The sequence below is a fragment of the uncultured Xanthomonas sp. genome (genome assembly GCF_964278005.1).
In the GTDB taxonomy this organism is placed as follows: domain Bacteria; phylum Pseudomonadota; class Gammaproteobacteria; order Xanthomonadales; family Xanthomonadaceae; genus Xanthomonas_A; species Xanthomonas_A sontii.
In genome coordinates this window covers 129,303-149,884 of the sequence record NZ_CAXYKF010000012.1, presented here as the reverse complement: position 1 = coordinate 149,884, position 20,582 = coordinate 129,303, and the positions used below count along the sequence as shown (strand labels likewise).

General features: G+C 66.4%; 13 protein-coding genes. 7 read left to right on the top strand and 6 right to left on the bottom strand.

What is annotated here, in order from left to right:
- Window positions 1-60 precede the first annotated feature (60 nt).
- Window positions 61-360 carry a hypothetical protein gene (locus ACHWVH_RS07790; RefSeq protein ID WP_394686938.1) on the top strand — a complete coding sequence of 100 codons (300 nt, stop codon included), beginning with the start codon at window positions 61-63 and terminating at the stop codon, window positions 358-360.
- Between the two features lie 11 nt (window positions 361-371).
- On the opposite strand, the gene ACHWVH_RS07785 is transcribed toward ACHWVH_RS07790, so the two are convergent.
- The 3 genes from ACHWVH_RS07785 to ACHWVH_RS07775 all read right to left on the bottom strand — a co-directional run bounded on the left by ACHWVH_RS07785 (window position 372) and on the right by ACHWVH_RS07775 (window position 4,008).
- Window positions 372-1,265, bottom strand: a complete 894-nt coding sequence (locus ACHWVH_RS07785; protein ID WP_394686937.1) for a BPSS1780 family membrane protein — start codon at window positions 1,263-1,265, stop codon at window positions 372-374.
- Between the two features lie 48 nt (window positions 1,266-1,313).
- Window positions 1,314-2,084, bottom strand: a complete 771-nt coding sequence (locus tag ACHWVH_RS07780) for a glutamine amidotransferase (protein ID WP_081613595.1) — start codon at window positions 2,082-2,084, stop codon at window positions 1,314-1,316.
- A 103-nt stretch (window positions 2,085-2,187) separates the two neighbouring features.
- Window positions 2,188-4,008 (bottom strand): GspE/PulE family protein, encoded by a 1,821-nt coding sequence (locus ACHWVH_RS07775; protein WP_394686936.1) that lies wholly within the window; start codon window positions 4,006-4,008, stop codon window positions 2,188-2,190.
- 76 nt (window positions 4,009-4,084) lie between these two features.
- Between ACHWVH_RS07775 and glyQ the strand changes: the two genes are divergently transcribed.
- Entirely contained in the window at window positions 4,085-4,993 is a 909-nt protein-coding gene (gene glyQ / locus ACHWVH_RS07770; RefSeq protein ID WP_010340858.1) for a glycine--tRNA ligase subunit alpha, read from the top strand.
- A 158-nt stretch (window positions 4,994-5,151) separates the two neighbouring features.
- Window positions 5,152-7,323 carry a glycine--tRNA ligase subunit beta gene (gene glyS / locus ACHWVH_RS07765; protein ID WP_394686935.1) on the top strand — a complete coding sequence of 724 codons (2,172 nt, stop codon included), beginning with the start codon at window positions 5,152-5,154 and terminating at the stop codon, window positions 7,321-7,323.
- Window positions 7,324-8,284: 961 nt separating this feature from the next.
- On the opposite strand, the gene rep is transcribed toward glyS, so the two are convergent.
- Window positions 8,285-10,261 (bottom strand): DNA helicase Rep, encoded by a 1,977-nt coding sequence (gene rep, locus ACHWVH_RS07760; RefSeq protein ID WP_010340793.1) that lies wholly within the window; start codon window positions 10,259-10,261, stop codon window positions 8,285-8,287.
- 132 nt (window positions 10,262-10,393) lie between these two features.
- Here rep and ACHWVH_RS07755 point away from each other — a divergent pair, with 132 nt between their 5' ends.
- Complete coding sequence (locus tag ACHWVH_RS07755) at window positions 10,394-11,014, top strand: thymidine kinase (protein WP_394686934.1); 621 nt, start codon at window positions 10,394-10,396, stop codon at window positions 11,012-11,014.
- A 164-nt stretch (window positions 11,015-11,178) separates the two neighbouring features.
- On the top strand, window positions 11,179-11,943 hold the full coding sequence (locus ACHWVH_RS07750; RefSeq protein WP_295928546.1) for a sel1 repeat family protein: 765 nt from the start codon (window positions 11,179-11,181) through the stop codon (window positions 11,941-11,943).
- Between the two features lie 204 nt (window positions 11,944-12,147).
- Here the strand turns inward: ACHWVH_RS07750 and ACHWVH_RS07745 are convergent, their stop codons facing one another.
- Together ACHWVH_RS07745 and mutM are read right to left on the bottom strand one after the other, a co-directional pair.
- Window positions 12,148-13,752, bottom strand: coding sequence for a glucan biosynthesis protein (locus tag ACHWVH_RS07745; RefSeq protein WP_267118876.1), 1,605 nt, complete (start codon window positions 13,750-13,752; stop codon window positions 12,148-12,150).
- Window positions 13,753-14,151: 399 nt separating this feature from the next.
- The gene (gene mutM / locus ACHWVH_RS07740; protein WP_152239412.1) at window positions 14,152-14,964 is read right to left on the bottom strand and encodes a bifunctional DNA-formamidopyrimidine glycosylase/DNA-(apurinic or apyrimidinic site) lyase; all 813 of its coding nucleotides are present in this window, start codon (window positions 14,962-14,964) and stop codon (window positions 14,152-14,154) included.
- Window positions 14,965-15,355: 391 nt separating this feature from the next.
- On the opposite strand from mutM, the gene ACHWVH_RS07735 reads away from it, so the two are divergent.
- Complete coding sequence (locus tag ACHWVH_RS07735) at window positions 15,356-20,074, top strand: RHS repeat-associated core domain-containing protein (protein ID WP_394686933.1); 4,719 nt, start codon at window positions 15,356-15,358, stop codon at window positions 20,072-20,074.
- Between the two features lie 3 nt (window positions 20,075-20,077).
- Window positions 20,078-20,488: a hypothetical protein gene (locus ACHWVH_RS07730; RefSeq protein WP_148827859.1), complete on the top strand. Its 411-nt coding sequence runs from the start codon at window positions 20,078-20,080 to the stop codon at window positions 20,486-20,488.
- Window positions 20,489-20,582: the final 94 nt, after the last annotated feature.

Sequence of the window (20,582 nt, the reverse complement as noted above, 5' to 3'; positions counted from 1 at the left end):
TGCTGCGGGCGACTGCGCACCACGGCGTTCGCCGAATCCACGATGCCAGAGGAGTTGCAGATGAGACGGGTGCTTGCCGCGACGCTGACGCTACTGGCCGGCTGCAGCCTCGGCAGCGGGCCGGCCGCCAATCGCGAGCCGCTGGAGTCCGCGCTGATCATCGGCAGCGCGCAATCCCCGGACCCCGTGCTGGCCCGGGTCATGGAGCTGAAGGAGCGGGGCGTGGTGGAGGGCGTCGTGGTGTACGAGTCGTTCCCCGTGCAGATCCGCCTGCGCGCCCCCAGGCGGGTGATCGACGAGTTGAAGGCGATTCCCCGGGCAGCCCAGCGCGCTCCCGGCGACGGCAGCGGCGGCCGCTGAGTCAGCCGCGATCAGGCTTCGATGACGTTCGAGGGCCGCGCCACGGCCGCTGCATCGCCGGCGTGCACGAACATCTGCTTCCAGGCCACGTACACGATGCCGGCGATCGTCGGCGGCAACACCGCCATCAGCAGCACCTGCGCGATCAGCGCCGCCATCGTGGTGCCGACGAGCAGCTGAAGCACCAGCATCACCACGGTCAGCGCGAAGTAGAACGCGAACATGGCCAGGAAGGCGAGCACGAAGAACACCAGCAGCGCGGGCAGGTTGTGCAGGCAGGCACGCAAACCCAGACCGATCGCAGCGATGCCGTTGCGGCCGTCGAACATCACCTGCGGGGCGAACAGGAACAGCGTCAGCGCCACCGCCACGACGCCCACCGCCACCAGCATCAGCCACAGCAGGATGCGCAGCGCCGGCAGGGTGGCGACGAGTTGCTCCACCTGCAGCGGATCCGGTTGCACGCCGGACTGGCCTATTTCGTTGAACTTGTCGATCACCGTATTCAGCTGCTGCAGCCCGCTCGGGCCGATCACCACCACGGCCAGGAGCGCCAGCGCCAGCCCGACCGCCACCTGCGGCAGCAGCGCCACCAGCAGGTTCGGCGCGCGGTTGCCATGCAGGCCCTGCAACAGGTGCGCCGGCTCGGCGCTGCGGCCCTGGTCGACCTCGCGCGCGGCCCACACCAGCCCGCCGAACAGCAACGGCCCGGCCAGGCCCATCAGCAATTGCGCCAGCATGCCCAGGGTCGGATGGAGCGCGCTCAGGAACAGGGCGATCAGCGTCGCCAGGCCCCAGATCAGCCCCAGCCGGCCCAGCGCCCACGGCGCCCGTCGCAGCAGGGACACACCGCCCAACAGCCATTCCGCGCCGGCCGAGGCCGGCAGCTTGCGAATCTCGATCATTGCCAATCCGAAGTGGGGGACGCCGTACAGCGGCGGCGACTGCACAGATTATCGCGGTTTTGCCTGGCCGCTGCTGTGCTGCCCGCGTGCGTGCTGAACGAAGCGCCGCAACAGTTTGCGTGCCAGCGGTGCGGCGCTGACCTCGCGGGCGATGGTACGGGCGCAGCGTCCGGCGCTGCGTAGACAGTCCGCGCGCGCCTGCACGTAGCCGCGCATGTGGTGGGTGGCGAACTCCGGATGGAACTGCAGGCCCCAGGTCGCCTCGCCCCAGCGGAACGCGTGGCACTGGTCCTGCGCCGAGTGCGCCAGCACCGTGGCGCCGGACGGCGCGCGCAGCACCGTCTGCAGATGCGTGGCATGCGCGGGGAAGCGAGGCGGCAGGCCGGCGAACAGCGGATCCTCGGCGGCGGGCGGGTGCAGTTCGATGTCCACCGTGCCCGATTCGCGCCCGGCCGGGTTGTAGGCGACCTCCCCGCCCAGCGCATGCGCCAGCAGCTGGTGCCCGTAGCAGATGCCCAGCAGCGGCGTGCCGTCCTCGGCGGCTTCGCGCAACCAGGCCGCCGAGCGTTCGCTCCACTCGGCCCGGTCGGTGACGAACGCCGCCGAGCCGGTGACGATCACTCCGGCGAAGTCGCCCCGCGCCGGCAAGGCTTCGCCGGCGGCGACGTTCGTCACCACCGTCTCGCGCTCGGCCAGGCCGGCGGCGACGCGGATCCAGTGCGGGAAGCGTCCGTAGCGCCGCATCGTCGCCACCGGTTCACCGGTTTCGAGGATCAGGAAGGGCGCAGCACGGCGACGGACGGGAGAAGCGAACGGCATGGGGGGATTCTAGACGCCGTCGCCGTGGATTGTTCAAGGCCGCGCGGCGGTGGCGGCATAGCCATATAACTGGCGATCATGAGACGGGAAAGCGCCCCGCGCTTCACTCCCGCGGCGGCAGCACCGACAGCACTTCTTCGATGGTGGTCAGCCCGGCGGCCACCTTTTCCAGGCCGGCGCGGCGCAGCGTGCGCACACCCTCGTCCTGGGCGGCGCGGCTGAAGCCGGCCAGGTCCATGTCGGCGCGGATCAGGGTGCGCAGGCGCGGGGTCACCGGCAGCAGTTCGTACAGGCCCACGCGGCCCAGGTAGCCGGTGCGACGGCACTCCAGGCAGCCGACCGGCGCATAGGGGTGCAGCGGCTCGGGCAGGGCCTCGCCCGGCTCGCGCAGCGCGTCCCACTCGTGCGCTTCCAGGGTGTGCGGGCGCTTGCAGTGGCTGCACAGGGTGCGCACCAGGCGCTGCGCCAGCACGCCGTTGAGGGTGGAGGCGACCAGGTAATGCGGCACGCCCAGGTCGAGCAGGCGGGTGATCGCCGAGGGCGCATCGTTGGTGTGCAGGGTCGACAGCACCAGGTGGCCGGTCAGCGAGGCCTGCACCGCCATCTGCGCGGTTTCCAGGTCGCGGATCTCGCCGATCATGATGATGTCCGGGTCCTGCCGCAGCAGGGTGCGCACGCCGCTGGCGAAGTCCAGGTCGATGTTGGCCTGCACCTGCATCTGGTTGAACTCGGTGGCGATCATCTCGATCGGGTCCTCCACGCTGCACACGTTCACGTCCGGCGTGGCCAGGCGCTTGAGCGTGGAGTACAGCGTGGTGGTCTTGCCCGAGCCGGTGGGGCCGGTGACCAGCACGATGCCGTGCGGGCGCTCCACCAGCGCGTTCCAGCCGGCCGCTTCCTGCGGGCTGAAGCCGAGCTGGTCCACGCTCTTGAACGCGGCATCCGGGTCGAAGATGCGCATCACGCACTTCTCGCCGAACGCGGTGGGCATGGTCGACAGGCGCATCTCGGTCTCGCGCCCGCCGGGCGAGCGGGTCTTGATGCGCCCGTCCTGCGGGCGCCGCCGCTCGGCCAGGTCCATGCGCCCGAGCACCTTGATGCGGCTGACGATGGCGGTCATCACCGCCGGCGGTACTTCCAGCACCTTGTGCAGCACGCCGTCGATGCGGAAGCGCATGCGCCCGGCCTCGCGCCGCGGCTCCAGGTGGATGTCGCTGGCGCGCTGCTCGTAGGCGTACTGCAGCAGCCAGTCGACGATGTGCACGATGTGATGGTCGTCGGCGTTGACGTCGCCGCCGCGGCCCAGTTCCACCAGTTGCTCGAAGCTGGGCAGGCCGCTGCTCTGCTCGGTGCGCCCGTCCTTGGCGCCACGCACCGAGCGGGTCACGCCGAAGAACTCCATCGTGTAGCGATGCAGGTCCAGCGGGTTGACCACCACGACCTCGATGCGGCGCCGCGCCAGGTGCTGCACGTCGCCGAGCCAGTCCAGCGCCAGCGGTTCGCTGGTCGCCACCAGCAGGCGCTCGGGCTGCAACGCCAGCGGCAGGATCCGGTGGCGGCGCGCATAGGCGTGCGAGACCACGCCGGTGACCGCGGCCACGTCGACCCGGGTCGGATCGATGCGCAGGTAACGCAGGCCGCAGCGCTGCGCCAACCACTCGGTCAGCCGTTCCAGGCTCAGTTCGCTGCCGGGCGGACGGGTGGCGGCCAGTTTCAGGTTGGACAACAGCACCAGCGGATGCACGTCGCTGACGGTGCGCGCGGTCTGTGCCGAGAACTGCACGCGGCCGCGTTCGGCCGGTGCGACCAGGCCGTCGGCGAGCAATGCGGCGGCCACGCGCTCGAAGCTCAACCGGCCCGGCAGCAACGCCACGGTGGGTTCGGCGGGCGACGACGCGGGCGGCGCGGCAGGGCGCGAATCCATGGTCCAGGTCCGGTGCGCGGAAGTCCCCGCGAGTCGGTCGCTATACTAGCGCACCCCTCAACCGGCCCCCTGCGAGATGTCCGTTTCCCGGTCCGTTCCGATCACGTTCCAGGGTCTGATCCAGACCCTCAACCAGTTCTGGGCGCAGCACGGCTGCGTGCTGATCCAACCGTTGGACCTGGAAGTGGGCGCCGGCACCTTCCATCCGGCCACGTTCCTGCGCGCGCTCGGGCCGGAGCCGTGGAACGCGGCCTACGTGCAACCGAGCCGGCGCCCCACCGACGGCCGCTACGGCGAGAACCCGAACCGCCTGCAGCGCTACTACCAGTACCAGGTGGCGATGAAGCCGAACCCGGACAACATCCAGCAGCTGTACCTGGATTCGCTCAAGGCGCTGGGCATCGATCCGCTGGTGCACGACCTGCGCTTCGTCGAGGACAACTGGGAATCGCCGACGCTGGGCGCCTGGGGCCTGGGCTGGGAGGTGTGGCTCAACGGCATGGAAGTCACCCAGTTCACCTACTTCCAGCAGGCCGGCGGCCTGGAGTGCAAGCCGGTGCTGGGCGAGATCACCTACGGTCTCGAGCGCTTGTGCATGTACCTGCAGAACTGCGACAACGTCTACGACCTGGTGTGGACCTACGGCCCCGACGGCACCCCGGTCACCTACGGCGACGTCTACCACCAGAACGAGGTGGAGCAGAGCGCGTACAACTTCGAGCACGCCAACGTGGCCGAACTGTTCCACCGTTTCGACGCGTGCGAGCAGGAAGCGCAGGCGCTGGTCGAGGTCGGGCTGCCGCTGCCGGCGTACGAGCAGGTGACCAAGGCCAGCCACGCCTTCAACCTGCTCGACGCACGCCGCGCGATCTCGGTGACCGAACGCCAGCGCTACATCCTGCGCGTGCGCGCGCTGGCGCAGGCGGTGGCCAAGGCCTACTACGCGCAGCGCGAGAAGCTGGGCTTCCCCGGCGTCAAGAAGTGATGCAAGCCCCTCTCCCGCCGGGAGAGGGGTTGGGGTGAGGGTACGCCGGCACGAGTAGCCGGGTGCTCCGACTCCCCAGGCGCCCGCACCCTCATCCGCCCCTTCGGGGCACCTTCTCCCGCAGGGAGAAGGGAAAAACCGCTAGCAAGGTCCGACACATGAGCCAACACCTTCCCCTGCTGATCGAACTGGGCACCGAGGAACTGCCGGTCAAGGCATTGCCGGGCCTGGCCCAGGCGCTGTTCGACGGCGTGATCGCCGGGCTGGAGAAGCGCGGCATCGCGGTCGAGCGCGGCGACGCCAAGCCGCTGTCCACGCCGCGCCGGCTGGCGGTGCTGCTGCCGGGCGTGGCCGTCGAACAGCCGGAGCAGCGCGCGGAAGTGCTCGGCCCCTACCTCAACATCGCGCTGGACGCGGATGGCCAGCCGACCAAGGCGCTGCAGGGGTTCGCCGCCAAGGCCGGGATCGACTGGACCGCGCTGGAGCGCACCAGCGACGCCAAGGGCGAACGCTTCGTGCACCGCGCGGTGAACCCGGGCGCGCGCACCGCCACGCTGCTGCCGGAGATCCTGCGCGAGGCGATCGCGGCGATGCCGATCCCCAAGCCGATGCGCTGGGGCGATCACGACTATGGCTTCGCGCGGCCGGTGCAGTGGCTGGTGCTGCTGTTCGGCAGCGAGGTGGTGCCGATGCCGCTGTTCGGCGTGGAGGCGGGGCGCGACAGCCGCGGCCACCGCTTCCTGCACGACGCGCCGGTGCCGCTGGCGCAGCCGGGCGACTACGTGGCCGCACTGCAGGCCGCGCAGGTGCTGGTGGACCCGGACGTGCGCCGCGCGCGCATCGTCGCCGAGGTCGAGCAGGCCGCGCGTGAGGCCGGCGGCAGCGCGCGCATCGCCGCCGACAACCTGGAGCAGGTGGTGAACCTGGTCGAATGGCCATCGGCGGTGCTGTGCAAGTTCGAGCCGGCGTTCCTGGCGGTGCCGCAGGAAGCGCTGATCGAGACCATGGAGAGCAACCAGAAGTTCTTCCCGGTGCTGGACGACGGCGGCAAGCTCACCGAACACTTCATCGGCATCGCCAACATCGTCTCGCGCGATGTGGCCGAAGTGGCCAAGGGCTACGAGCGGGTGATCCGCCCGCGCTTCGCCGACGCCAAGTTCTTCTTCGACGAAGACCTCAAGCAGGGCCTGCAGGCGATGGGCGCCGGCCTGGCCAGCGTCACCTACCAGGCCAAGCTCGGCAGCATCGCCGACAAGGTGCAGCGCGTGGCCGCGCTGGCCGAGGCGATCGCCGCGCAGGTCGGCGTGGACCCGGCGCAGGCGCGCCGCGCCGCCGAACTGAGCAAGAACGACCTGCAGTCGCGCATGGTCAACGAATTCCCGGAACTGCAGGGCATCGCCGGCCGCCACTACGCGCTCGCCGCGGGCGAGCCGAGCGAGATCGCCCTGGCGATCGACGAGGCCTACCAGCCGCGCTTCGCCGGCGACGACATCGCGCTGTCGCCGCTGGGCAAGGTGCTGGCGATCGCCGAACGCCTGGATACGCTGGCCGGCGGGTTCGCCGCGGGGTTGAAGCCCACGGGCAACAAGGATCCGTTCGCGCTGCGGCGCAATGCGCTGGGGTTGGCGCGGACGGTGATTGAGAGTGGGTTTGATGTGGATGTGAAGGCGCTCCTGTCGACGGCTGCGACCCAGGCGATGGAGGCAATTCGGCGTTCCGCCCTGCTGAAGAAGCTGGACGCAGCAGCAGAGGCGAAGCGCGAAGGTGCTGAGACTGCACCCGTGCAACATCAGGTGGGCGCGGTTTCGCTGGAGCAGGTCGAGGAGATCTTCGACTTCATCCTCGACCGCCTGCGCGGCTACTACGCCGACAAGGGCGTGCCGGCGACGCAGTTCAACGCGGTGGCAGAACTGAAGCCAGCCTCCCTGTACGACTTCGACCGCCGCATCGACGCGATCGGCACCTTCGCCGCGTTGCCGGAGGCCGAGGCGCTGGCCGCGGCCAACAAGCGCATCCGCAACATCCTGCGCAAGGCCGAGGGCGAGATTCCGGCGCAGGTCGACGCGGGCCTGCTGCGCGAGCCGGCCGAGCGCGCGCTGGCCGAGGCGGTGGAAGCGGCGATTGCCGAGACCGACGGCGCGCTGCGCCAGCACGACTACGTCACCGTGCTGAACTTCCTGGCACGGCTACGCCCGCAGGTGGACGCGTTCTTCGACGGGGTGATGGTCAACGCCGACGACCCGGCGCTGCGTCGCAACCGCCTGGCCCTGCTCAAGCGCCTGGGCGACCGTCTCGGCAGCGTCGCGGCGATCGAACACCTGTCGGCGTAAGCAGCAGAAGCGTCGAACCAGAGACGGGCCGCCTTGCGCGGCCCGTTCTCGTTTTTCGGGTGGAGCTCCTGCGGCAATGCTCGGCGCCAATGGCTTCGGCACACCGCAATGCGTCGGGACTGAAGTCCCTCCCACAGTGCAAGCTCACTGCTGTCCGCAAGCCCCTGCAGGCGCGTTGCTTGTGTCCGTCACAACAAGCGTGTGCAAGCGCCCGCCCTAAGCCCCTCTCCCCTCGGGAGAGGGGTAGGGGTGAGGGTACGGCGCGAAGCGACCCGCAGAGATTGAGGACACGAGGCTTCGCCCGTACCCTCATCCGCCCCTACGGGGCACCTTCCCCCAAAAAGGGGGCCGTGGTCCCGAAGGGAGAAGGAGCAGCTGACTAACCCCTCTCCCTCCGGGAGAGGGGTTGGGGTGAGGGTCCGGCGCGAAGCGACCTGCGGAGTGTCAGTGCACGAGGCTGCGCCTGACCCTCATCCGCCTCTGCGGAGCACCTTCCCCCAAAAAGGGGGCCGTGGTCCCGAAGGGAGAAGGAACAGCTGACTAGCCGTCTCCCTCCGGGAGAGGGGTTGGGGTGAGGGTCCGGCGCGACGCGACTCGCGGAGTGTGAGTGCACGAGGCTTCGCCCGGACCCTCATCCGCCTCTGCGGGGCACCTTCCCCCCAAAAGGGGGCAGTGGTCCCGAAGGGAGAAGGAACAGCCGACTAGCCCCTCTCCCTCCGGGAGAGGGGTTGGGGTGAGGGTCCGGCGCGAAGCGACATGCAGAGATTGAAGACACGAGGCTTCGCCCGTACCCTCATCCGCCCCTACGGGGCACCTTCCCCCAAAAGGGGGCCGTGGTCCCGCAGGGAGAAGGAACAGCCGACTAGCCCCTGCGCACATCCGCACGCCCCCTCCCAGCCACAGCGCTCACAACGTACCCCGCCATTACGAATCCCCAATCCCGACTCCCCAATCCCGGCCTTCAATCAAACAACGCCTGGATCGCCGCCAACCCTGCATTCGCGCGTTCCTTCTTGCGCGCCGCGTCGGCCACCGGGTCGGCGCCGTCGCGCTGCATTTCCTCAGCCGGGATCTCGTCGAAGAAGCGGCTGGGCTTGAGCCGGATGTGCTCGCCGAACTTGCGAGTGAGCTTGCTGTAGCTCATCCACAGCTGCTCCTTGGCGCGGGTGATGCCCACGTACAGCAGACGCCGCTCTTCCTGCAGATTGCCCTCTTCCAGGCTGACCTCGTGCGGCAGCACGCCGTCCTCGCAGCCAACGATGAACACGTAGCGGAACTCCAGGCCCTTGGACGCGTGCATGGTCATCATCCGCACCTGGTTGCCGCCGTCGTCCTTGTCGTTGCGCGACAGCAGCGCCAACTGCGCGGCCAGGTCGCCGACGGTGGCGCCGCGCGGGCCGCCCTCGAACCACTTGGCCAGTTCCTCCAGGTTGCCGCGGCGGCGCTGGAAACTCGCTTCGTCCTTGCACTGGCTGCGCAGCTCGCGGATCAGCCCCGACTGCTCGGCGAGCTGGCGCACCACGTCGGCCGAGGACAGCGTGGTCGAGGCCGCGCGCAGTTCGTGCAGGATGTCGACGAAGTCGCTCAGGCCGTTGGCCGCGCGCGGCGGCAACTGCTGCAGCGCGCCCACCGACTCGGCCGCGCGCGACATCGGCAGGTGCTTGGCAGAAGCCAGTTCGGCCAGCTTGGCCAGCGAGGTCGCGCCGACCTCGCGCTTGGGCGCCTGCACCGCGCGCAGGAACGCCGCGTCGTCGTCTGGATTGACCAGCAGGCGCAGCCAGGACAGCACGTCCTTGACCTCCTGCCGCTCCAGGAACGCGGTGCCGCCGGTGATGTGGTACGGCACGCTGGCCATCTGCAGCGCCTTTTCCAGCGGCCGCGACTGGAAATTGCCGCGGAACAGGATGCAGAAATCGCTCCACGGCACCTGCTTGGCGGTGCCCAGATAGGCGATCTCGGCGGCCACCTTCTCCGCCTCGTGCTCGCTGTCGCGGCACTCCCACACGCGGATGCGCTCGCCATCGGCTTGGTCGCTCCACAGCGTCTTCAGATGCTCGTGCGGGTTGTGTGCGATCAGGGCGTTGGCCGCGCGCAGCACCCGGTTGGAGCAGCGGTAGTTCTGCTCCAGCTTGATGATCTGCAGGGCCGGATAGTCGCGGCCCATCTGCATCAGGTTTTCCGGGTTGGCGCCGCGCCAGGCATAGATGCTCTGGTCGTCGTCGCCCACGCAGGTGAAGTTGCCGCGCGGGCCGGCCAGCATCTTCAGCAACCGGTACTGCGCATCGTTGGTGTCCTGGCTCTCGTCCACCAGCAGATAGCCGATGCGTTCGCGCCAGGCCATCACGATGTCCTCGTTTTCCTCCAGCACCTGCACCGGCAGGCGGATCAGGTCGTCGAAGTCCACCGCGTTGAAGGTGCTCAGCCGCGCCTGGTAGCGCTCGTACAGGCTGGCCGCCTCCTGCTCGCGGTTGCTGCGGGCCGCCGCCATCGCCTGCTCCGGCGACAGCCCGGCGTTCTTGGCGCGCGAAATCAGGTTCTTGGCGTCCTCGATGGCATCGGGCTTGGCGCCGGGCATCAGGTCCTTGATCTGCGCGGCGGCATCGTCGGCGTCGAAGATCGAGAAGCCGCGCTTCAGGCCCACCGCCGCGTGTTCGATCTGCAGGAACTTCAGCCCCAGGGCGTGGAAGGTGCAGATGGTCAGGCCGTCGGCGGCCTCGCTGCGGATGCGCTTGGCCACGCGCTCGCGCATTTCCTTGGCCGACTTGTTGGTGAAGGTGATCGCGGCGATGCGCTTGGCCGGGTAGCGGCCGCTGGCGATCAGGTGCGCGATCTTTTCCACGATCACGCGGGTCTTGCCGCTGCCGGCGCCGGCCAGCACCAGCAACGGACCCTCGCAATGCAGGACCGCGGCGCGTTGGGGAGGATTGAGACCGTGCATGAAGACTTCCCTTGGCCGCGCATTGTAACGGGCACCGGCCGGCGCCGACGCCCCACCGCCGCGCCGGCGCTGAACCGGTTCGCGAACCGCCCGGCGGCCGGGGCGCGCGGCCGCCGCGCTAGAATCGGCGGCATGGCGAAACTGTATTTCTACTATTCGGCGATGAACGCCGGCAAGACCACCACGCTGCTGCAGTCGGCGCACAACTACCGCGAGCGCGGCATGCGCACGGCGATCCTGACGCCGCGGCTGGACCATCGCGCCGGCAGCGGCGTGGTCGCCTCGCGCATCGGCCTGCGCGCCGACGGCATGCCCTTCGTCGCCGACACCGATCTGCTGGCCACCATCGAAGCCGACATCGCCAGCCGCGGCCCGCTGCATTGCGTGCTGGTGGATGAGGCGCAGTTCCTCAGCCGCGCCCAGGTCTGGCAACTCAGCGAAGTGGTCGACCGGCTGCGCATCCCGGTGCTGTGCTACGGCCTGCGCACCGATTTCCGCGGCGAGCTGTTCGAAGGCAGCCAGTACCTGCTGGCCTGGGCCGACGAGCTGCAGGAGATCAAGACCATCTGCCACACCGGCAGCAAGGCGACGATGACCGTGCGCGTGGACGAGAACGGCCATGCGGTGCAGGACGGCCCGCAGGTGGAGATCGGCGGCAACGAGCGCTACGTGTCGGTCAGCCGCCCCGAGTTCAAGAAGATCATGCGCGGCGAAGGGCGCATCGATCCGCTGCAGATCGCCCTGCCGCTGTAACCCGGATGCAACGCGCGACGCACCGCGCTGGTGCGTCTGATCGGACCGCGATGAACCGCCGCTGACGATTGCCGCGCAGGCGCCTGTGCCTATGCCATCAGTCTATGGAGCGCACCCGGCGGCATGCCTAGAATCGCGCCGATCACACTCATGGGATGAGGAACATGGTTTCGTTGAAAGGATTTTTCGCCGGCAGCAGCACCGTCCTGGCCTGTGCCCTGCTGCTCGCCCTGCCCGGCCCCGCCGCTGCGGCCCCGGGCGACCACACCTTCCAGGACATCCCGGCGCAGGTGCTCACCGACGGCTTCCTCGAGGCGCACCTGGACCTGTTCTATCGCCGCGCCGGCATCCGCGCCGACAAGAAGGGCGAGTACGCCGAGGCCAGGAAGCAGTACCAGCTGGCCGCGCGCTACGCCGACAAGCCGTCGCAGGCGCGGTTGGGCGAGATGTACTGGGAAGGCCAGGGCGGCGCCGCCGACCATACGATGGGCTTCCTGTGGATGGCGCTGGCCGCCGAGCGCGGCTACGACCAGTTCGGCGCGCGCAAGATGGAGTACTGGAACCAGCTGACTCCGGACGAGCGCAAGCGCGCGGCCAAGCTCGACAAGTCGATGCTCGCCGACTACGGCGATCAGGTCGCCAAGCCGCGCCAGGAAGCGGTCCTGCGGCGCGAAGCGATGCGCAGCACCGGCGGCCTGCTCGGCCACTCCGGCGCGGCCGGCCCGCTGTCGATCAACGGCCCGCGCGGCGGCAGCATCGATCCGGAAGTGTTCTACGCCAAGCAGTTCTGGGAACCGAGCGCGTATTGGAAGCTGCAGGACCAGGTGTGGGACGGGCGCACCCCGGGCCGGGTCGACATCGGCGATGTCGAGGACATCAGCACGGAAGGCGCACCGCCAACGCCGCCGCAGGAGCCGGGCAAGCACTGAACGCGGCGCCATTTCCGCGTCGGGACTGAAGTCCCTCCCACAGCAGCCCAGTGCCGGGCCTGTGCGCCCCTGTGGAAGCGGCTCCAGCCGCGACGCGCGAGGCGCACCGCACTCGCACACCCGACTGCGTCGGGACTGAAACACCAGCGCAACCGCCCCATCCAACGAGCGCCCGATGCCGGCCGGCGCCGAGCGCTTCGCGGCTCAGTACAACTTGCGCTCTGCCGCCGGCGGCGGCGTCCACTGGTAAAGCCAGGTCTCGGTCAGCGGGCGCTCGCCGCTGCGCAGGTACAGGCGGATGTCGATCTGCTCGGTGCCGTCGTCCGGCGGCACCACGTCGAACATCGCGCGGTAGCCGGAAATCTCGTGCAACGGCCGCGCCGAGACGATCTCGGTACGGCCGCGATTGAGCTGCAGCACCGCCTCGACCTTGGCGTCCTTCTCCTTGCCCAGCTTGGCCAGTTCGCCGCCGACGAAATCCACCGCGAAGCGCCACGAGAAGTAATGCCGCTTCTGCCCGACCACACCGCCCAGGCCGGTACGCGTGGCCACGCAGTGCGCCAGCGGCGAGGACGCCGGCGCCTGTGCGCCCCAGTACAGGCGATAGCCGAACAGCAGCTCCTGGCCGGGCTGCGGCTTGTCCTGCGGATTCCAGAACGCGACGATGTTGTCGAAGGTCTCGTCGACGGTGGGGATCTCCACCAGTTGCACCGAGCCCTTGCCCCAGCCCTGCTTCGGCTCCACCCACAGGCATGGGCGCTTCTCGTAGAACACGCCGTCGTCCTGGTAATGATCGAAGTTGCGGTCGCGCTGCAGCAGGCCGAAACCACGCGGGTTCTCGTCGACGAACATGTTGAAGCGCAGGTGCGGCGGATTGCACAGCGGCCGCCAGATCCACTCGCCGCCGCCGGTCCACATCGCCAGGCCGTCGGTGTCGTGGATCTCCGGGCGCCAGTCCCAATCCATGCGGCGGTCGTTCTCGCCCACCTGGTACATGCTGGTGCACGGCCCCAGGCCCAGGCGCTCGATGGTCTTGCGCGGATACAGCGCGCTGTCGATGTCCATCAGCAACACGTCGCCATTGGTGATCGCGAAGCGGTAGGCACCGGCCACGCTGGGCGAATCCAGCAGCGCGTACACCACCACCGTGTCCGAGCCGGCCTTGGGCTGCTCCAGCCAGTAGGCGATGAAGTCCGGGAATTCCTCCGGGCCGCCGGTGCCGGTATCGATCGCCAACCCGCGCGCCGACTGCCCGTACTGGCCCTCCTTACCCACCGCACGGAAGTAGCTGGCACCGAGGAAGGCGGCGAAGTCGCGCTCGGTGTCCTGCTTGGTGTTGAGGCGGAAACCGGCAAAGCCCAGTTCCTTCGGCAGCGGCTTGCCCTTCAGCCCGCTGCTGCCGTAATCGAACGCCGCGCTGTCGTAGGCCAGTTCCTGCGCCTGCCCGTCGACCAGGTCGAACATGTGCACCGGCGTCTTGAAGTACAGGCCCAGGTGGAAGAACTTGGCCTGGAATTTCGGGCCCTGCTCGGCCGCCCACAGCGCGTGGTCCTGGCGATAGCGGATCGACTGGTACTGGTCCCAGGTCAATCCCTCCACCGGCGCCGGCAGCACCCGCTTGTGGCTCTGGTACGGCGCGTTGGCCATGGCCCGTGCGTGGCCCTTGAGCCAGGCGTAGTCGAACGGCTGCGGCTTGCCCAGGCGGCGCAGGCCCACCGCGGGGGCCGCCTGGCCGAGCATCGGCATCGCCGGCAAGCCCATGGCGGCGAAGGCGGCGGCGGCGTTCTTGAGGAAATCGCGTCGTTGCATGGCCGGGATCGAAACGGAAAAGGACGCCCATCATAGACAAGCGGCGCCGAAGGTGGCGGTGATGGTGTCCGTGGGAGTGCGTCCCGGGCGCAGACGTGCAGGAGTGGGCCGGCAGGCCCGGGAGACACGCTTTGCCGACCCGACCACATCGGCGTCGCTATGCCCGAGTGGGCAAGGCGCCTTCGGGAGCCGCTAACGACGCGACAAGGCCCGTTGAAAAGCCCACTGACATGTGCGCTTGAGCCGACGCGTTACCGGCAAGGCCGGGCGCGGCTGAATCGCGCTCGCGGTCGCGACGGCCCATCGTGCCGAGACGCTGCAAGAAGCGCGGTGCTGGCGGTGTCCCTGCAGACGCCGCACCGCCTTCGTCGGTGCGTGCAGCGCGATCGCGTTCGTTGCTCAGCGCTGGCAGTGGCCACACCAGACGCTGGCGCGCTGGCCGATGCTGGCGTGGCGCAGCGTGCGCCCGCAGCGCTTGCAGGCCTCGCCCTCACGGCCGTAGACCGACAGCTCCTGCTCGAAGTAGCCCGGCGCCCCGTCCGGGCTGATGAAATCGCGCAGGGTCGTGCCGCCGCGCTGGATCGCATAACCCAGGATCGCCTTGGCCGCCTCGGCCAGGCGTGCGTAACGGGCACGCGAGACGTCGCCGGCCTCGCGCAGCGGACTGATGCCCGCCTGGAACAGGCTCTCGGCCGCGTAGATGTTGCCCACCCCGACCACGATGCGCTGATCCATCAGGAAGGTCTTGACCGGCGCAGTGCGGCCGCGGCTGAGCCGGAACAGATGATCGCCGTCGAACGCATCGGACAACGGCTCCGGCCCCAGCTCGGCGAGCAGCGGATGGGTCTCGCCCGGCGCCTGCCACAGCAGGCAGCCGAACCGGCGCGGGTCGTTGAAGCGCAGCACGCGCCCGTCTTCCAGGCTGATGTCGACGTGGTCGTGCGCCCGCGGCGGCGTATCGCCCGGCAGTACGCGCAAGCTGCCGGACATGCCCAGATGCAACAGCGCACTGCCGACCGCGGTATCCAGCAACAAGTACTTCGCGCGCCGGCGAATGCCGTCGATGCGCTGCCCCGGCAGCCGCTCCGCCACGTCAGGCGGAATCGGCCAGCGCAGATCCGGCCGACGCAGGATCACCCCATGGATGCGCCGCCCCGACAGATGCGGCTCCAGGCCGCGCCGGGTGGTTTCGACTTCGGGGAGTTCGGGCATGGCTTGAACAGCGTAATGAGGCGGCAGATGACATTGAAACTCTAACATCCCTGGTCCACACCCGAGAGCCACGCAGTCGCACCTCCGAGCGATGTGGACAGCGACTGCATACCCGTTTAAAGGTAAGAGCCACGCCTTCGCGTTTGAGTCACCTTGCTGACATGGAATGGCCACGACTTAGTCATTAGTTGACAAATTTATCTGTGATAGGTTTCCATTTCGCGAGAGCGTTGGACGCAAGCCGCCGCGGCGCGGCGGTGAATGGGAAGGGAGCAATCCGCTCGGCAGGTGATCTGCCACTCCAGTAGTGACATTGGCCGCGCACGGAAGCGTGCGCGAAAAGAAGTTGCACGTTGCCGCGCGCAGGTGCCACCTCACTTAGGGATAAGAAATGCACCAGAAAGGAAACTGCCATATTCAGGCCACCGTCAAAGGACCGCGGACGTGGCTAGCACGCCTATGCCTCCTCATGCCGTTGGCAGCAGGGCTGGTCAATGTGGCGCAGGCAGAAGAAAGCAAGCGGACATGGACGCTGGTCGATTCCGACGGGGCAAGTCATGGCCAGTACACGACGCAAGAGCAGGCTGCGGCCGCCATCAAGGACTTGCCGCCTCCCGATGCATACGTTCCCGAATTCTACAAATACGCCGATCAGATAAAGAGCCAAGAAATCCTGGAGAACGGCGACGTCAAGATCACATACTGGAACGGTAAGGAGTTACCGACGGATCCGGAGTGGATGTATGTCGGTGATCAGGAATACTCAACTGAAGAGGAGGCGATACGGTCGCTTGAGCAAGTAGCAAACGAAAGTAACAGCCCTTGTCCGGCGACGGCGAAAATTACGCTTTTGGGAGGATGGCAGGACACACGCACCGATGGCAACGATGGTGGCGAGTGGGGAGAGAAGACCTACAGGCTCGACTATAACTATTTCGGTGCCGACGAGTGCGTACCTAAAAGCGAGCAGATGGAGCTTGTCCGCCATCGCAGGACCGAGTGCCCGGTTGAAAAGCTGATGTCTTGGCGCGACAAGTACCAGGCGTGCGTCAACGAATACGCCATCGCATTCGTCGTCACCAAGACCCTTGAACGCGGTTGCGGCTACGAGGGCAATCCATGCGATACCAAGACCGGTGACAAGTATGAAGTTGCCCCGGATTTCGATCTTGGTTGGATTGCGCTTGAACGGCACTACCACTCGGGCATCTCGAATGACACTGGTGGCTTCGGCTATGGCTGGACGCACTCGCATGCGATCAGGCTTGCAATTGGCGCCGACAGCATAGGATTGATCGATGGTGGGGGCTTCCATACCCGATATCACCAAGTCGGCGATGGGTATTTCGCTTCGGACAATGGCGGCGACCGGCTTATCGCCGACGGCACATCATGGAAGCTTTACCGCAGAGATGCCGTGCTGATCTTCGATGCTGATGGCAAGCTTCTTGAACGGGAAAACCGGGACGGTACATTTCTGCACTACGACTATGACGATCTGGGTCGCTTGACCACGATCCTACATAGCAGTGGTCGTACACTCGATTTCCACTACCTGTCAGCGACAAGTGGGGCGTTGATCGGAACGATTACTACCTTCGGCATGCCATTGGTTACCTATACGTATACTCAACGTGGCCAGGTGGAAACCGCCACATACCCGGACGGGACCCAAAAGCTCTACCACTATGAGGACCCTCGCTTTCCTGAAAATCTGACCGGATTTACCGGCGAAGACGGTCAGCGCTTCAGCACCTTCGCCTACGACGAGGCTGGCCGTGCGATCTCCAGCCAGCACGCAGGTGGCATCGATGGGATCACCCTGGCGTACTCGGCTGCCAGCACTCGCGTCACCGACGCACTGGGCGACGTCATCGATTACACGATGACTAACGCCGGTGGCGCGTCGCCGAAGGTTGGTGCCGTTGCCAGGACCGACGGCACGCTGCAGTACAGTTACAACGACCAGTCCAGCGACTTCCGCCGCCGGCTGAGCAGCGTCACCGATCGCCGTGGCATCCAGACCCAGCACAGCTACGCCGAAGCGACCGAGAACGGTGTCGCGGTGAACATCCACACCGTACGCGAGGCGGTCGGGCAACCGCAGGAGCGCACTACGACGACACGTACGGCGGCTGGCAGCAATCGCCTGCTGTCGGTGCAGACCGGCGGGCGCACCGTGTCCTACAGCTACAACGATCGCCTGCAGCCGGTGCAGATGACGAGCAGCGACACGGCTTCAGGCAAGCAGCGCACTATCACCTACAGCTACTGCGAAGCGTCCGACGTAGCCGCGACCGACAGCACCTGCCCGATCCTGGGCCTGCCCAAGTCGGTCGACGGCGCGCGCACCGACGTCAACGACATCACCAGCTTTACGTATTACCCCACCGACGACAGCACCTGCGCCACGTCCCCGACCACCTGTCCGCACCGCAAGGGCGACCTGTGGAGGGTGACCAACGCGCTTGGCCAGGTTACCGAGTACCTGGCCTACGACGGCGCCGGCCGCGTGCTGTCGGCGAAGGATGCCAATGGCGTCATCACCGACTACACCTACCACCCGCGCGGCTGGCTGACCGCCAGCAAGGTGCGTGGGGCCGACGACAGCAGCGAGAGCGATGACCGCATCACCGCCATCGACTACTGGCCGACCGGCCTGGTCAAGCAGGTGACCCAGCCCGATGGGGCGTTCACCCGCTTCACCTACGATGCGGCGCACCGGCTGGCCGATATCGCCGACAACGCCGGCAATACCATCCACTACACCCTGGACAATGCCGGCAACCGGCTCAAGGAAGACACCAAGGACGCATCGGGTACGCTCAAGCGCTCGCTTTCTCGGATCTACAACCAGCTCGGCCAACTGGCCACGCAGGCCACCGCGCAGGGCGATCCGACCGACTTCGGTTACGACGGCAACGGCAACACAAAGACCGTCACCGACGCGCTCGGTCATGCCACCCAGAACGACTACGACCCGCTCAACCGCCTGGCGCGCACGCTGCAGGACGTGGGCGGCATCGCCGCCGAAACCACCTTCGGCTACGACGCCCTGGACAACCTGACCAAGGTTACCGATCCCAAGGGCCTGGACACCACCTACGCCTACAACGGCCTGGGCGACCTGACCAAGCTCACCAGCCCGGACACCGGCAGCACGACCTACACCTACGACAGCGCTGGCAACCGTGCCACTCAGACCGATGCGCGCAACATCAAGATCAGCTACGGCTATGACGCGCTGAACCGCCTGACTCAGGTCACCTATCCGACCACCAGCCTCAACGTCAGCTATACCTACGACGTCAGTCAGACGACCTGCGCCAGCGGCGAGACCTACGCCGTGGGCCGCCTGACCCGGATGCAGGACGGCAGCGGCAGCACAGACTACTGCTACGACCGCTTCGGCGATCTGGTGCGCAAGGTGCAGACCACCAACGGGAAGGTGTTCGTGGTCCGCTACGCCTACACCAAGGCCGGGCAGCTGAGCCGCCTGACCTACCCGGATGGGGCGGTGGTGGACTACGTGCGCAACGCCCAGGGCCAGACCACCGAGGTCGGCGTGACACCACCCGGCGGCACGCGACAGGTGCTGCTGAATCAGGCCACCTACTATCCGTTCGGCCCGGTGGCCGGGTGGACCTACGGCAACGGCCGTCCGACGCAGCGCGTGCTGAATCAGGACTATCGCCCGCTGACGGTCAACGACACCCGCAACGATGGCCTGGCGGTGGGCTTTGCCTTCGACCCGGTCGGCAACCTCAGCGCACTGACCGCGCCGGGCAACACCGCACCGGTCATCAAACTGGACTACGACCCGCTGGGCCGGCTGACCGCGTTCAAGGACGGCCCGACCGATACGGTGATCGACGGCTATACCTACGATGCCACCGGCAACCGCCTGAGCGCCAAGGTCAACACCGCCACGCAGACCTACACCTATCCGACCACCAGCCACCGCCTGAGCAGCGTGGCCGGTACCGCGCGCAGCTATGACGCGGCCGGCAACACCACCGCGATCGGCGGCACGGCCGTGCAGTACGTGTATGGAGCAAATGGCCGACTGACGCAGGTCAAGCGTAGTGGCACCACCGTGGCGAACTATGCCTACAACGGCCGTGGCGAGCAGGTGCGGCGTGTGGGTAGTACCAACACCTATACGTTGTACGACGAGAACGGTCACTGGCTGGGCGACTACGACAACAACGGTGCAGTCGTACAGCAGGCGATCTGGCTGGACGATCTGCCGGTCGGCGTGCTGGCCAAGACCACGCTGCGCTACGTGCAGCCGGATCACCTGGGCACGCCGCGCGCGGTGATCGACCCGGTCCGTGACGTGGCAATCTGGCACTGGGACCTGAAGGGCGAAGCCTTCGGCACCACCGCGCCGGACCAGGACCCGGACAAGGATGGCACCGCGTTCGTGTTCGATATGCGTTTCCCAGGGCAGCGCTATGACGCGTTGAGCGGGCTGAACCAGAACTACTTCCGCGACTACGAGGCCGGTACGGGGCGGTACGTGCAGAGTGATCCGATTGGGCTAGAAGGTGGCATTTCGACTTTTTCTTATGTGGATTCATATCCACTAAATAATTACGACCCCAAAGGTCTTAAGAAGTGGGATTTTGATGGGCCAGGCGATAAATCTATATGCAGCTACTATGAATCTCTTTATAGAAAAACTGGATCTCTTTACTACAAACGAGCAGCCAGAACATGCAAGGGTGAAAACCTAGTCATTAACGAGGCAATAAGAGCTGGCATTATTCATGCATGGGCTACAAATCGGACATCCGACTCAGCAAGTGTTATATTAACAAAAATTAGAAATGGCTTAGCTCGTGAAGACAGGCGTTATTCAATTCGTGACGAGCAAGGCCGTGTTGTAAGAGAGCCGTATGGCAACTTCATCGATGAATACCACTATAAAGTTTTTCAGGAGGCGGGAATTAGCCCCCTCTTTTATGGGGGCTCCTTGTGGCCAAGAGGAGTATATCCAAATTATGTTCCGCAGGTTGGTGATGGATCTGAAGGGATCCTACAAGAAATTATTGGGAAAACGCCCTTTGGCGCTTCCCGCGACAACGAATGCGAGACAGGATGGTAGTTAATGAATATCCTAAAGTGGATTCCCGTAGTTCTTTCATTCTTGCTTTTTTTTGTTATCGGCCTAGATAGTTTTTTTGCTAACAGGCACTTATTTAATAATGCACCCATTGGAGACTATTTTCGCTACCTGATTTTCTTTCCAGGAATAACGCTATGTTTTTATCTTGCCTTTTCGCTCAGTAAGGCGCAGACATGGTCCCACTTTGTTATCGCCGTCTTCCTGTGCCTGCCGGCGCTGATTTTCTTGCATTTTGTGGTGTCTGTGATGAATGCGCATACGGGTGGCGCATATTGGTGGTGGCAGGTGTTGGAGATTGTGGCGACTTACTTCCTGTGGTCTCGAACAGGAAAGCGCTGGTCCAAAGCGCCGTTATCTAGTCAGGGAAAGGAGCCTGCAACCAGAATCTCCTAAGCCGGCGCCGTGACTAAGCCGTGCCTACAGGCATCACTATCCGCCAGGCAGGCTGCATCGAGATGTATGCATATCGACGATGGCGATGCTCAGA

What these genes read in the sequence shown, in the direction of transcription:
- ACHWVH_RS07790 (WP_394686938.1), top strand. Translation starts at nt 61, where the DNA reads ATGAGACGGGTGCTTGCCGCGACGCTGACGCTACTGGCCGGCTGCAGC.
- ACHWVH_RS07785 (WP_394686937.1), bottom strand. Translation starts at nt 1,265, where the DNA reads ATGATCGAGATTCGCAAGCTGCCGGCCTCGGCCGGCGCGGAATGGCTG.
- ACHWVH_RS07780 (WP_081613595.1), bottom strand. Translation starts at nt 2,084, where the DNA reads ATGCCGTTCGCTTCTCCCGTCCGTCGCCGTGCTGCGCCCTTCCTGATC.
- ACHWVH_RS07775 (WP_394686936.1), bottom strand. Translation starts at nt 4,008, where the DNA reads ATGGATTCGCGCCCTGCCGCGCCGCCCGCGTCGTCGCCCGCCGAACCC.
- glyQ (WP_010340858.1), top strand. Translation starts at nt 4,085, where the DNA reads ATGTCCGTTTCCCGGTCCGTTCCGATCACGTTCCAGGGTCTGATCCAG.
- glyS (WP_394686935.1), top strand. Translation starts at nt 5,152, where the DNA reads ATGAGCCAACACCTTCCCCTGCTGATCGAACTGGGCACCGAGGAACTG.
- rep (WP_010340793.1), bottom strand. Translation starts at nt 10,261, where the DNA reads ATGCACGGTCTCAATCCTCCCCAACGCGCCGCGGTCCTGCATTGCGAG.
- ACHWVH_RS07755 (WP_394686934.1), top strand. Translation starts at nt 10,394, where the DNA reads ATGGCGAAACTGTATTTCTACTATTCGGCGATGAACGCCGGCAAGACC.
- ACHWVH_RS07750 (WP_295928546.1), top strand. Translation starts at nt 11,179, where the DNA reads ATGGTTTCGTTGAAAGGATTTTTCGCCGGCAGCAGCACCGTCCTGGCC.
- ACHWVH_RS07745 (WP_267118876.1), bottom strand. Translation starts at nt 13,752, where the DNA reads ATGCAACGACGCGATTTCCTCAAGAACGCCGCCGCCGCCTTCGCCGCC.
- mutM (WP_152239412.1), bottom strand. Translation starts at nt 14,964, where the DNA reads ATGCCCGAACTCCCCGAAGTCGAAACCACCCGGCGCGGCCTGGAGCCG.
- ACHWVH_RS07735 (WP_394686933.1), top strand. Translation starts at nt 15,356, where the DNA reads ATGCACCAGAAAGGAAACTGCCATATTCAGGCCACCGTCAAAGGACCG.
- ACHWVH_RS07730 (WP_148827859.1), top strand. Translation starts at nt 20,078, where the DNA reads ATGAATATCCTAAAGTGGATTCCCGTAGTTCTTTCATTCTTGCTTTTT.